The sequence below is a fragment of the uncultured Algibacter sp. genome, assembly GCF_947495675.1.
In the GTDB taxonomy this organism is placed as follows: domain Bacteria; phylum Bacteroidota; class Bacteroidia; order Flavobacteriales; family Flavobacteriaceae; genus Algibacter_B.
Window position 1 is genome coordinate 25,169 of the sequence record NZ_CANLZX010000003.1, and the last position, 14,624, is coordinate 39,792.

The following is a 14,624-nucleotide window of genomic DNA, read 5'->3' on the forward strand; positions in this document are numbered from 1 at the left end:
ATGGTGATGTTTTTTATCAATTATAATACGATCAATTTTTTGTAATTGACATTAATTAATTTTAGAATCCGGATTATTTTATTCAACCATTAAACCCAATGACAAAGAGTAGAGCACATTCAATTAAGTTGCTATTTCAGGATGATTTTTAGGAATATGCAAACAGGACTTAACAGGATATTTTAATACTATTATCACCTTTTGGTGTCGATTTTGAAATTGCTAAAACTTGATTATAATTCAGTTAATCAAATTATTCAGAAACTGATAAACGATCCTCTAGCTGTTTTTCGAATAAACTTTCGGGTTTTACATGAACGTTCATAGACTCTTTATGTGCATATGATTGTTTTGGACCACAACAACCTTTATTAGTATGTTCACCTAAACAACCTATAGCCCAATTTGTATGATCTCCTGGAGGATCCTGAATAATGATTTCTTTGGCACTACAATTCCAAAACATGCATGATGCTCCTGACCAACCATGGCCACTACCTGAATTCCTCCTGTTTTCAACACCAATATTATCGCCCTCTATATATATATTATCAAACAATAAACCCGTAGACCACCTATGATGAGGACCGCTCACACTATGTGCGTCCAAAGCTTTGCTGTTTAAAAAAACATTTGGTCCCGCAACAATTGAAGCAGTTACATAGTCATGTCTTCCTCCTTCAGTAATGCAGTTTTTTATTAGATTTTGTTCGCCGACAACGTTAAAAGAGTACATTCTTCCTCCTTTTACTATACCCTTGTGATTTCGCATTTCACAAGAATCTACAGTAATTTTCATGCTCGATCTACCAATATTGATACAAGAATATGTAAAATAATTAGCGTATACTTTTTTCGCCCAACCGTTCTCTACATTATTAAAAATAACGGCGTTCCAAGCATGGTTTTCATCTTCCGGTGAAGCATAATATGAATTTAATTGAATATTTTCTATCCCGACTTCTTCAATTTTACCTTTCCAAGAATACTTGTATATATATCCTTCAGCATATTTCGAGTCTATTATATCAACAATTGGAGCATCAAATGAAATTTTATTTTTTTTAACACTAAGCACCTTTCTCCTAAAAGTGACTGTATACCTGTTAGGTGTCCAGTTCCTATCGTTAGAATCTGTTTCGTTTAAATCATCCATCCCTAACATATCAATCCAAGCCTGATTAGGTTTTCTTTCAATCATTATATCATCACCTTTTTCAAAAGAATGACCATCTATAGCTGTTACTGCCTGTGCTCCTATAGGAACATATGAATCAATAATTTTTGTCTGAGTAGATAAAATTTTTTCAGGCTCTGAATAACCCTCGAAAACAACAAAATTAGATTTAGATTTTTTTGTAGCTATTAGTGTGGTGGATTTTCCCTCTCCTCTAATTACTATACCGCTCTTCTTAATTTTCAATACACCGCTAACATTGTAAGTTCCCGATTTTAAGAGCAAAGCTCCTCGAAAACCATTTTTATCTGGTTTTAGAGTTTCTAATTCATCTATTGCATTTTGAATATGACTTCTATTGTCTCCTTTTATAGCGTTGATAGTTTTTCTTATTGGAATGTTAGGAATACTCTTTTCACTATGATGATAACCTACATAACTATAATCTGGGATTTTATTTCCTCTGTTATCAGCTACATAGATAAGTTTGCCATTTCTATCAAACCTTAAAAGCTCAGAAGTTTGTGCCTTTAGAATAAAGAACACAAGGCACGCTAAAAGGGTTAATTTATATTTCATTTTTTATTTTTTATTTTTAATCGTGGTAAAGAAGTAATATATCTAAGAAAAATTACAATTCCTTTTTTATAATTTCGCTTGGTTTATACCCTATACGATGTGCTTGCACTATAATGTGACTTCCGTTATTTTGGATATTTACTGGTTTATTATAAACGGTCCATGATAATGGTTGTTCCCCATTAGGATTTATGATTTTATAACCTAAAGAGGCACCTTCGGTTTCTGTGCTAATGATAATTTCGTTATCTTTTACATTGATAACTGGAGATTTGGTTTGTGGCTGCACATCTTTACCTCCCCATAAATGATCAACTAATTCTTTTTCAGGTAAATTAGGTTGATCTCCAATGGTACTTAACCAGTTATCCATTTCATCACTTAACTCGCTTAACTTGTCCTTGTATTTAGGATCATCACTCAAATTGTTTAATTCATATGGGTCTGCTAAACAATCAAATAATTCTTCAGTTGGTTTGCTTTTTCTAAACCATTGTTTTTGATTGTAATTTAACTTACCTTCTTCATTTAAACGCAATAATTCTTGCATTGTAGGGATTTTTTCCCTGTAAGTTATAGGTAAATAATAGCCTTGGTTAGGTCGATAATTTCTAATGTATTTAAATTGTTGATCTCTTACTGCTCTAATTGCATCTGTAAATCCATCGAATCGGTCAGCCGCAGCATGTATGTGCTTTCTTTTATCAGTTGTTTTCTGTTTCCCTAAAAATGCTAGCCCTTGCATATAGTCTTTTGGCTCTTCTCCAATTAATGACAACAACGTAGGTGCAAAATCAACAAAACTTATTAATTGTTCATCTTTAGTTCCTGCTCCTAATTTTTCAGGAAACCTAACTATCATTGGTGTATTTATACCTGAATCATATATTAATCTTTTTTCTCTTGGAAGCGGTCCTCCATGGTCCCCATAAAAAAATATGATTGTATTTTCTAACAAACCATCATCTTCCAATTGCTTAAGAATGGCTCCAACCTGTTTGTCCATTTCAGCAATGTTATTATATACCTTCCACATATCGCGTTTCACAATATCATTATCAGGTAAATACGGCGGTATTTTAAAGTCAGTCTCCCGAGGCAGGTGTAGGTTTGATTCGGACTCTTTCATACGTTTTTTACCATTTCCTCTGGTAACAAAACCTCTATCTCCAGCAGCGTAAAATCTTTCTTCATGATAGCGAAGGCCATAAGGCTCAAACAATCCAGATTCGTGTGTTTCATGAAAATTAAAAACAGCAAAGAAAGGCTGATTCTCATTTCTATTACGCCAATGTGCATATGGGCTACTTTCATCCCAGGCTGTTACAGGCGGATTAAATTGATAATCTTCTTTATAATTATTTGTACAATAATAACCACCTAACCTCAGCCATTCGCTTATCATTTTCGCTTCAGTTGGAGGCACTGCTTCATATTCTGGTAATCCTGTAACTTCTGTATATGAATTTACCCGCATATTATTCGCACCAATACTAGTAGGATACATACCCGTAGCAATTGCAGCCCTACTAGGAGCACAAACACCCGATGTAGAATATAGATTTGGGTAAATAACTCCCTCATTGGCTAAACGACTTAGGTTTGGTGTTTTAATGGTATTATCTCCAAAGGGTGGGATATATGGCCCCATATCTTCTGTTACAAGCCAGAGAATATTTGGTCTTTGAGGCAATTCTAACAGTTTTGTTTCTACTTTCGAACTTGATTTTTGCTCGGAGCAACTCGCTAAAAAACTAAAAAGAATAAGTACTAAAAGAATAACTTGAACTTCTGTTAATTGATTTTTTATCCTAAACATTTAATTATTATTTTTATTATAGTTGCTGGCTTCAACTGTTAAGCGTAGCGAATTGTGTTTTAATTTCTATTCTGTTTTTTTAGAATATTACTTACAAGTAATTTCGCTTAGCATACCACTTTGTGCCGCAGATAAGCTTTTATCTGTTTTAAATAATACAAATTGATCTATGGCATGAGATTTAGAACGTCCTGAAATTTCTACATCAAAAATTCCTGCTGCATCAAACTTTGTGAAAATATCATGCGGGTCATTGTCACTTGTTGAAGATCTCCAAAACCACTCACCTACCTTATTCATGTAAATTTTAAACCAACCGTCTTTACTTGCTCCTTCTGGGTTTGGCGTTTTTCCTGATCCTTTTGGATAGACACGCTCATTTGTACCTGCTTTTTCACCATAAAAATCATTACCATTAATTTTTAACCAACTATCATTGAAATCGGTATTACTTGTTCCATCTCCTATCCTGGACCGCCAAACAAATTGGTATGTTCCTGGATTATTTATTTTGATTGAAAATTTAATAGTTCCTGCACCCGGTGTATTAAAATTATCACTCGCTGTCCATATAAGATACCCAGTACCTTCATAGCCAGAAAGTGTACTTGCAGTAGTCCAACCATTGGCTATTGCACTCGGATTTTTAAGATCTACGCGAACAATACCATCTTCCTCATTAAATATTTTACCCGACAAACAGCCTGTAGCAACTTCTTCTTCCTCAACCTCTTCAATTATTTCTGTTTTATCTTCCGAATTATCTGTGCAACTTGAAAATGTTGTAGATATACTACAAATTAACAATGCAATAAATACTATAAAAAAACTAGGATTCTCTTTGAATTGATTTTTTCTACTATACATTGAATTATTGTTTTTAAATCATTATTTGAATGAGTTATACCCTCAAGATCATTAAAACACGCTGACAGAGACTTTAAAATGTTGATAAAAATGAAAAAAATAGTTTTTCTAATTTAGTTCCGGCTTCTTTATCTCCTCTTTAAGCTGACATCATACAGCACAATATAATCAATAGAGATGTCGATATTCTGAATGCAATGTAAAATGCTTTAGCACTATTTTAATTACAATTAAATTTAATTAGCGATTGGTTACTTACCAATTTGTATTATATTTTAAACTAATGATGTGTTGTTATATTAAAAACCTCCACCTTAGAATAGAAAAGGATGGAGGTTTTTTACTAACTCAAACTAACTTAAATGTTTTATTATAATTTAGTATGGCTTATTTCTAACTGGATCATTTAATGAATGTCCAATACCATTATTAAAAATATAATTAGAGTTTCTTATACGCTCTCGTTGCGACGTTGCCGAAGCAGGGAACGGTAGTGGTGCTTGTCTATCATCGTTAATATCAGTTCGGTAACGATCATCACGTAAAAATGCAATTAATCCATCTTCTCCAGGAATAAGGGTTTGAAATATATATTGCGTAAACGTTTCACGCAATGTCGGAATTTGATCTACATAAGCGTCTACAATGTGATATTTCAAAACAGTTCTTAGCTTTTCCATTTTTTCAGGTGTATCTACACGTTCCATAACATCTTCTGGTGTTTCATCGCCTGAAACGCTACTAGATCCTGTTACAATTTGAATGACATCACCACCACCTGTAAATGCATTATTATTAAGCATTAAGTAAGTTCTGTTAGGATTTTCTGTTTGACTGTATAAATCAACAAATCCTGCTTTATTTATAGCGGCTACTAGGTAATTGTAACTATCACCAAGTAAACCTCCATCTTCTGATCTTCTAAGTGCATTAGGACTATTAAAAAAGTCCCATGCTGTGCCATCGGCGTAAGGATCAACAATAGTTAATTCCGGATCGAAATCGTAAGTATCTTGTAAAGGTAAATCACAACTGAATGCAAAAGCTAATATGATTAATACCAGTAAATATTTAAATTGTTTTTTCATGATTATTATTTTTAGTCGTTAGAGCTGTATCCTGGGTTTTGGTTTCCTAGGTTAGGATTTTCTTGAAAATGCTCAAAGTAAATAGGCAATAGTTTTCTTGTGTCATCAATAAGAGCCTCTCCTCGAAGATTATACGTTTCGTTCATGGTCTCAACAAACTTATCTGTTCGTATTAAATCCCAAACACGTTTACCTTCCCCTAATAGCTCAAATTGTCTTTCATCTAAAATATAGTCCTCACGAGCTTCAATAGAAGCTCCAAACTCTGCTTCTGCCACAAGTGGTAATTCTCTAGCTTCTCTAACATCATTTACTAGCTCTAAAGCACGGTCTACGTTCCCTAGTCGGTTTTCTGCTTCTGCCAATAACAATAACTGTCCCGCGTAGCGATATAATACAATATCTGTATCATCAAAATTTGTGTTATAATTAAATTTATGCCATTTCGCAACACGTTGATTAAAAATCTCTTCAATGGTACCATCTCCAGGATTGATATCAACACCATCCTCAATACTTACGAAGTATCTAAAGTCTCCATAAATTGGCACTTCTATAGTTCTAGTACCTCCCATTGGGTCATCTTCTACAACTATTCGAGTAAGTGGTGGCTCAAACCCAGGATATTTAGTAACCCAACCTAACGAGTCTATGGGAAAACGATCTCTCCATTTTAATTCTAGCTCACTAGAAATATAGTATCCTGGTAAACCTGCGAATAAAATTCCAGAATATCCAGATCTGTTTCCTCTAAAATCACCATTTGATTCTTGTGGATCTAATTGATCATAAAAAATAGATAATATTAGTTCTGGCCCTTCTTGTTTTTTTCCTCTTTCATCTTCAAATACGCCTTGAAGACCTAAGAATGGTCCTTCCCCATCATTATTATTATAAAATAAGTTTTCCCAATCTTCAGCATTTTTCACTAAACTATGCTCACCTAAAGCTATTAAATTATCTAGTGCAATTTTGGCTTTAGCATGATCTTTCATCCACATATAAACTTCAGCCTCAAATGCCAAGATACTTGCAGTAGACCATCTAAAAGGTCTTGCTGTTGCAGCTAAAAGTTCTTCTGCTTTTAACATATCTGGTATAACAATAGTTTGCATGATTGTATTTGCATCGGTTCTAGGCTTAAATAATTCTGGTCCTGACTTTTCAGTAGGTTCTGTAAACAATGGCACATCGCCCCAAACTTTTATCATTGTAAAGTAAGCATAGGCTCTTAATGCCAAAGCTTCTCCTAATAAGCTCTGATCACCGCCACTAATTTTTGGAATTCTATCTATAGCTAAATTTGCTCTATTAACCATGTTATATATGAAATTCCATCGTGTAGCTTCTGGATCTCCTTCTGTTACATTATTGGTAACAATCTCAACACTAGTTGAAGATGCAGACTCTGACCCTCTGTCATGACTATCTGACCGTAATTCACCCCAGTAAAGATGTCCTTCTCTATAAGCAGTTTGCATCGCATCATAGATTGCCATAACACCAGCTTCTGCATCATTATTATTTCTCCAAAAATTTGTTGGAGCAATTTCACTTATCGGATTTTCGTCAACCAAATCGTCACAAGAAACGATTAGGCTTGTTAACAATAGAAATACTATTCCGTATGTTAAACTGTTTTTTATAAACTTTTTATTCATCTCTTTTTTTATTTTAGTTGTACTTTTAATCCAAGAATAATCTCTCTATCGTTTGGATACCTAAGATCATCTTGATTTACACGTAAAGGATTACCTCTTCTACCTAGTTCTGGATTGTATCCCGTATATTCTGTCCAAGTTAATACGTTATTAACAGCAAGGTTTATAGAAAACGCATTTAACCAATTTACTTGGTCTAATAGTTTTTTTGGAAAACTATAATTTAAGCGCACATAACGTAACTTTACCCAATCACCATTTTGTACATAGAAACTGTTTGGTCTATTTCTTAATTGAGGCACTCTATTTAAACGCGGCCAAACAGTAATATCACCTTCTTCTCTCCATGCGTTTTCAATGAATATTGGACTTGGTGTCTCATTAGAAGAATTAAGATCATTTCTGTTCTCATCCCATCTTGCCCACATATCAGCACCCAAACTATAATCAAACAAACAACTAAGTGTAAAGTTTTTAAAGGTAAATGTGTTAGACCATCCTCCAAAAAATTCAGGTAAACCATTACCAATTACTTTTCTATCATCAGCCGGAGTAATATTGAAATCACCATTCAAGTCTTCCCAGATAATATCACCACCTTGTAGCACATTTCCGTTAGAACTTAGTTGATTAACATTGTCTGTATATTCTGCACCATTCAAAGTATAATTAACAAAATTCCCATCTCCATCAAAATTTGGTGTTAGCTGCACACCATCGTCAGTAAAAGCATTAGATTCTGTATATTGAAAAATACCTAAATTAGTAAATCCGAATATATTTCCAATAGGCTGTCCTTCTTCTATTTTATAGTCGCCATCAAAAAAGGGCGTTCCTCCAGCTAACTTAGTAACTTTATTCTCGAGATAAGAAACATTAAAACTACTATTCCATTTAAAATCTTTAGTTCTTATTATATCTCCTCCAATTGTGACATCTATACCTTTATTTTCAACAGAACCTACATTTTGAAGTAACGAACTAAAGCCAGACTCCTCTGGTAAAGGTACGTTGGCTAAAAGATCAGTAGTTGTTTTTTTCCAAAAATCAATTCCAAAATTAAATCTGTTTTTAAACATATCTAATTCAAGCCCTAAGTTTACAGATGTTGTACTTTCCCAACTTAAATTTGGGTTTCCAATACGGTTTTGTCCTACTCCTGCCCCAGTATAATTTGCACCAGGCACTAATGCACTTGTAAAGGCATAATTTGAAATTCGCTCATTACCAATTTCACCATAACTAGCTTTTAACATCAAATTAGTTAAAGTTTTATTTCCTTTTAAGAATTCTTCATTACTAATTCTCCAACCTAAACTGGCAGATGGAAAATTACCATACTCGTTGGCATCTCCAAATCGTGAAGACCCATCTCTACGAATTGACGCGCTTATTAAATATTTGTTTTTGTAATCGTAATTAAACCCACCAAATAATGAAAATAAATTATGTTTCTGAATTCCTGTATCACCATCAATACCAACATTTAAGGGATCTGCATTATTAAATGTTGAAATATCATCTGAGACAAACTGACCGCCTACTTCAAAATATTCATCAGTCCATTTCTGAATTTGCATACCTGCAAATGCTGAAAAATCATGATTGCCCCAAGAGTTTTTATAATTGATAAAATTTTCCTGTTGAATATCGTAACTTTCGTTGTCTCTATAAATCCCTTCAGGCGGATTTGACGGATTATTTTGAATTAAAGAAGGTGTAAAGTCTTTACGCTTTCTACTACTATGGTTTATTCCTAAGGTAGATTTAATCTTAACTTTCGGGAATACTGACCACTCTACATAACTAAATATCTGAGTTCTCTTTCTTGTGTCAGTAATTTCAGCTAATTCGGCTTGAGCTAAAGGATTTCTTCGCCCTGCAATTGTAGGTGTAAAATTTCCATTAGGCTCAAATAAAGGAAAATTAGGAATTCTAGCCACAATTTGAGTAAAAACATTACTCTCACTTACCCCATTTCTTTTCTCATATGATATGTTTGCTCTCGTACCCACCTTTAACTTATCACTAATGTTCGAATCAATTTTCAATAACGTATTGATTCTTCTGTAGCCACTATTTATAACGATTCCCTCTTCATCTAGAAATCCAGTATTCAAGTAATAAGTCCCTTTATCACCACCACCACTGATAGCCACATTGGTTTGATGCCTTATACCAGGGCGTGTAACTAATTTCTGTAAATCAAAAGAGTTTCTATTTAAAAGCCCTAACGAATCTCTTTCTTCCCCAGTTAAATTATCAGCAGCTCTATTAACTCTAGTTCTAACATAATCTAACCTTTGATTAGAATTTGCCACTGGCAAATCGCCCACCAAAGTATTATATCCTGTTACCGATGTGATGTCTATTTTTAACGACCCTTTTTTACCAGATTTGGTAGTGATTAAAACAACACCATTTGCAGCTTTCGAACCATAGATTGCAGCAGTAGCTCCATCTTTTAATACTTCGAAAGATTGAATATCGTTCGGATCTAAATTATCAATATTTTCAAGCTGTTGTCCATCTACAACATATAATGGTGAAGTACCTGCTCCAAAAGTAGATACACCACGGATACTAACATCAAAACCACCACCTGGCCCGTTATTAGTAAGAATTTGAACACCTGCTAATTTACCTTGTACCGCATCGAATGCACTTGTTGGAGAGGCTTGTTCTATTTCTTCAGATTTAACAGAGCCTAGTGCTCCTAATACTTTCTTTCTGCTTACAGGCGCATATCCTATTATAACAACCTCTTCTAAGCTTTCAACATCCTCTTCTAGATTCACGTTAAGTGTTATCTGATTAGTGATAGCAACTTCTTTAGTAACATAACCAATATAGGAAAACACTAAAGTTTTATTACCTGATGACATTAAGATAGAATACTTTCCATCAAAATCTGTTACAGCTCCTTTGTTGGTTCCTTTTTGAACAACATTTACACCTGGCAATGGCACTCCGTTCGCATCAGAAACGGTCCCTGATACTCTCTGTTGGGCACTTACACTAATAGTAGTAAAACTGGACAAGACCAGAACTAATACAAATAGTAAACCCGAAACAGACCATCTACTTTTTAGTTTTTGTTTCATTTTGAGTTTTAGTTTAAACATAAAATTGATTTTAATGATTATTTAGTTTGTCTTTTAATAACAAACAAATTTAACAACACGTTAACTCTTTTTATTTGCACTATTGTTCCATTACTGTCAATAAAATTGAGCTTTTTCACTATTGTTCACCAAATGCATCAATAGTGAAAATAGTACCTGAAAAACAATCACTATTTTTATAGAAACTTTTTACCTCGTTGATAATGACTAAGAATTCGATAGCGTTTATGCTGTGTTCATATTTACTTTTCTCACCATTTCTTTTGTTTTCCCAGACAGAAGATATTAGTTTTCGTAAAGTATCACCACCGGGAGGTTTTACACGGTATGCTATTCAATCAATTATTCAGGATGATTTGGGTTATATATGGATGGGAACTCAACAAGGGCTTGTTCGATTTGACTCAAAAAACGCAGATTGGTTTATTCCTGTTTCAAATGACTCCTTGAGTTTGCCTAGTGAGCAAGTTTCAAAAGTTTATTCTGATAATAATAATGATATATGGGCAGCTACTAGTAGAGGCTTATGTAAATTTAACAGTCAAAAACAAAACTTTGAACGCATTAAATATGGTTACGAGAATAATTCGAAAGGAAAAGACAGAGTCATTTCTATTTTACAATTAGAGGACGGGCGATATTTGGTCATTGATAATAATCATTTTGGTTTTTTTGATTATGAAAAAAAGCAATTTATCAGAATAGCAAAAAACAGAATAAAATCTCCAGAAGTACTCTACAAAGATGATTTAAACAGAATATGGATTGGTACAAGAAGCGGTCATGTTTTTGAGTTTTCACCTGAAAATGGCTCTCTTAGGAAAGCTTTTTCTATTGATACAAAGGTTACTTGTATATATTCAGAAAAAGATAAAATATGGGTTGGCTCAGAAGAAAGCGGTGCCAAATTGTTTAACATCAATGGCGAATTTATAGAACAAGTTCCATTAAAAAACAAATTTATAGTTTCAAAATACGAGCGTGTAAGGGCTATAAAAAGGGATTCTTCAGGTAGATTATGGTTTGGAACAGACGATGGTTTGTTCATACAAAATGGAAAAAAAACGAAGTGGTTAAACCCCGATAATTACCAAGGCATACCTCATAATTCTATATTTCAAATTTATGAAGACAATAATGGTGGTTTATGGTTAGGTACGTGGTCTGGTGGCTTAGCATTGATGCATCAATCTGATAATAGCTTTAAAACCTACAGACATAGCGCATCACACAATTCAATTAGCAATAATGTTGTAAGTTCTTTTTTGCAAACAAATACGAATGAACTACTTATTGGAACCGAGGTTGGAGGTCTAAATACATTCAACTTAGACACTAAAAAATTTGAGCTTATTCCAATTGATAAACAGTTACTTGTTAAAAACATAAAGACTTTGTGTAAAGATAAACAAGGAGGCGTTTGGGCCGGCACCTTTAGGAAAGGTCTTTGGTACAAACCTCCAAATGCTTTAAACTTTAAATTATTTGAAAAAGGACCTGAAGATGGAAAACACATTTCATCAAATAGTATTTATGCGCTATATCCGGTAGATTCTGGTGTTTGGATAGGAACCTTTCACGGGGGTGTTAATTTCTATAATTTTAAAACAAAATCCATAACGCATTGCTTCCTAAATAATAGCAGTGGCATTAATATGTCAGATATTGATGTACAATCTGTAATAATTGATAAAGACTCAAATTTATGGTTAGGAACACTTAATGATTTTTTATACAAAATCGAATTACCCTCTGGAGTTGTTACAAAAATAGCGGATAATGAATTCGCTAAAGCATATTTTGATAATACTATTTATACACTATGGCAGCATAGTTCAGGAGATATTTGGATTGGAACAAAAAACAAAGGCATACTAATTTATAAACCTAATGAAAACAAAATTGAAAGTTTTGACGATGGTGGATTTTTAAAACAGAAAAATGTTTTTGGCATTATAGAAGATAATAACAATAATATCTGGATAACATCAAATAACGGACTGATATTATATAATCCAGAAGATAAAACTAAACGTCATTTTGTGTACTTTGATAATATTCAAAGTAACATATTTAGTCCACAAGCTGTATTTAAAGATCATAACGGAATGCTATATTTTGGAGGCACCAACGGTTTTACGACAATTAATCCTGATAAAATAAAGGTCAACTCAAAAAAACCGTTTACTATAATTAAAACATTAAATACCAAAGATGATAAATCGATTTACCCCGTCTATTCTAAGAATTTTGAAATTAACCCTATTCATTTAGGGCCAGATGAAAATACATTCAGAATTAATTTCTCTGCGAACAATTATTTGATGCCAGAGAAAAATAAATATAAATACCGTTTAATAAATTACTTTGACGATTGGGTACCTATTGAAAATGAAGGCTCTGTATTATTTACAAGTCTTAATTCAGGTTCTTATATTTTTGAGGTAAAAGCCTCTAATAACGATGGGATTTGGAATGATACTCCTACACAGATGAAAATTGAAATTGGAGAATATTGGTATAAAATGCCATGGGCTTATTTCATTTATATTCTATTTTTTGGTATCGGATTGTATTTTATAAGTCGTTTTTACATAGAACGATTAAAGCTAAAACGAGCCTTTTTACTTGAAAAAAGTCAACGCGAAAATGAAGAGCAGGTAAATGAAATGAAGCTTAAGTTTTTTACCAATGTTTCTCATGAATTTAGAACGCCATTAACGCTTATTTTATGGCCTTTAAAACAATTACTCAAATCTAAAAACTTAAGTAGTACAGAACAAACAAATTTAGAAATAGCACAAAGAAACACTAATAGGCTTCTAGAACTTATAAATCAAATAACTGATTTAAGGAAGCTTGAAAGGAAAAAAAGTAAACTCAATATTTCTAAAATTGATATTATAAAATTAATTAAAGGAATACAACAAGATTTCTTAGGCGAGGTAGAATCTAAAAAAATTGATTTTGTCTTAAATACAAATTATTCTAATTTCGAAATCGAGGCCGACCAGCAAAAACTTGACACCATTATTTATAACCTACTTTCTAACGCATACAAGTATGTAAATTCAAATGGTAAGATAAAAATATCCATAAATACAACGCTTAGTACTGCAGCGAATACCTATAACAACCAATTAAGTTATGGAGATATATTTACTGAAAACTTTATCGAGATCATCATAGAAGATAACGGATCAGGTATTGATAATGAAGATTTAATTAAAATATTTAACCGTTTTGAGCAAGGAAAACAAAAAGAAGACAATAACAATTCAAAAGTTCATGGTAGCGGTATAGGTTTAGCTATATGCAAAGAATTCACTTTGCTACATCATGGTAAAATTACGGTACAAAGCACACTAGGTAAAGGGTCTCGCTTCACATTATTATTACCAACAAGGCAAAAAGCTCAAAAAATGCTATTTGAAAGTCATCAAACCGTTAAAAATTTGAGCGATACAGAATCTATTTTTATACCATTAAAAAAAGAAATTGCTGCAGAAGAACGAAGTCAGGTTTTAATTGTTGAAGATAATCCAGATTTTAGTTCCTTTATTTGCAACTATCTAAATGACTATTACCAAGTAGAGCATGCCTCTAATGGAAAAGAAGGTTTAGCTATTTTAAAAGAACGTCAAATCGACCTTATTGTATCTGATGTTATGATGCCAGAAATGGATGGATTTGAATTCTGTAACATTGTAAAATCTCAAATAGAAACTAGTCATATTCCTGTTATTTTATTAACTGCGTTATCTTCATCCGAAAATTTAATTGTAGGATTAGACAAAGGAGCAGATGCTTATTTAACCAAACCTTTTGAATCAAAAGTATTGCTAAAACAAATTGAAAACCTCCTTGAACAGCGCCGTCGTATCCATAAAAACTTCACAAAACATTTTATTTCCAAAAAGACGATAGAAGTCGGTGGACTTGATAATTTCTTCCTAAATAGGGTTCGTAAAGTTGTAGAAAGCAATCTATCGGATGAAGCCTTTAGTATAGAAAAATTAGCAGAAGAATTAATGATTAGCAGAAGTAATCTTCACAGAAAAATAAAATCACTCTCAGGTTTAAGCACTTCTGAGTTTGTAAACTTAATAAGACTAAAGTATGCTGTGAAATTAATAAAAAAAGAAAATTACCGCTTTAACGAAGTCGCTTTTCGGGTTGGCTTTAGTTCTCAATCATATTTTACTCGCTGCTTCAAAAAAGCCTATAAAATTTCACCAAAAGAATATTTTAAGAACCCTCAAAACGATAATGATTATAACTCATAGCTTTTCGTGTTTTGATCAATAT

Annotated in this window: 7 protein-coding genes; 1 reads left to right on the plus strand and 6 read right to left on the minus strand. The window is 32.9% G+C overall.

The window, feature by feature from the left end; genetic code table 11:
* Nucleotides 1–253: 253 nt before the first annotated feature.
* From Q0842_RS02710 to Q0842_RS02735, 6 genes are all read right to left on the minus strand, one after another.
* A complete protein-coding gene (locus Q0842_RS02710; RefSeq protein ID WP_298494069.1) occupies nucleotides 254–1,723 on the minus strand; it encodes a hypothetical protein in 1,470 nt (489 codons plus the stop codon).
* A gap of 85 nt (nucleotides 1,724–1,808) precedes the next feature.
* Nucleotides 1,809–3,575 carry a sulfatase gene (locus Q0842_RS02715; protein ID WP_298494071.1) on the minus strand — a complete coding sequence of 589 codons (1,767 nt, stop codon included), beginning with the start codon at nucleotides 3,573–3,575 and terminating at the stop codon, nucleotides 1,809–1,811.
* 87 nt (nucleotides 3,576–3,662) lie between these two features.
* Entirely contained in the window at nucleotides 3,663–4,442 is a 780-nt protein-coding gene (locus Q0842_RS02720) for a hypothetical protein (RefSeq protein WP_298494073.1), read from the minus strand.
* A gap of 377 nt (nucleotides 4,443–4,819) precedes the next feature.
* Nucleotides 4,820–5,530 (minus strand): hypothetical protein, encoded by a 711-nt coding sequence (locus Q0842_RS02725; protein ID WP_298494075.1) that lies wholly within the window; start codon nucleotides 5,528–5,530, stop codon nucleotides 4,820–4,822.
* Between the two features lie 11 nt (nucleotides 5,531–5,541).
* Complete coding sequence (locus Q0842_RS02730; RefSeq protein ID WP_298494076.1) at nucleotides 5,542–7,191, minus strand: RagB/SusD family nutrient uptake outer membrane protein; 1,650 nt, start codon at nucleotides 7,189–7,191, stop codon at nucleotides 5,542–5,544.
* A gap of 8 nt (nucleotides 7,192–7,199) precedes the next feature.
* Complete coding sequence (locus Q0842_RS02735; protein WP_298494078.1) at nucleotides 7,200–10,295, minus strand: TonB-dependent receptor; 3,096 nt, start codon at nucleotides 10,293–10,295, stop codon at nucleotides 7,200–7,202.
* A gap of 284 nt (nucleotides 10,296–10,579) precedes the next feature.
* On the opposite strand from Q0842_RS02735, the gene Q0842_RS02740 reads away from it, so the two are divergent.
* Nucleotides 10,580–14,602, plus strand: a complete 4,023-nt coding sequence (locus tag Q0842_RS02740) for a hybrid sensor histidine kinase/response regulator transcription factor (RefSeq protein ID WP_298494080.1) — start codon at nucleotides 10,580–10,582, stop codon at nucleotides 14,600–14,602.
* Nucleotides 14,603–14,624 lie beyond the last annotated feature (22 nt).

Coding starts and splice junctions, on each gene's coding strand:
- Q0842_RS02735 (WP_298494078.1), bottom strand. CDS start 10,295: ATGAAACAAAAACTAAAAAGTAGATGGTCTGTTTCGGGTTTACTATTT.
- Q0842_RS02715 (WP_298494071.1), bottom strand. CDS start 3,575: ATGTTTAGGATAAAAAATCAATTAACAGAAGTTCAAGTTATTCTTTTA.
- Q0842_RS02720 (WP_298494073.1), bottom strand. CDS start 4,442: ATGTATAGTAGAAAAAATCAATTCAAAGAGAATCCTAGTTTTTTTATA.
- Q0842_RS02725 (WP_298494075.1), bottom strand. CDS start 5,530: ATGAAAAAACAATTTAAATATTTACTGGTATTAATCATATTAGCTTTT.
- Q0842_RS02730 (WP_298494076.1), bottom strand. CDS start 7,191: ATGAATAAAAAGTTTATAAAAAACAGTTTAACATACGGAATAGTATTT.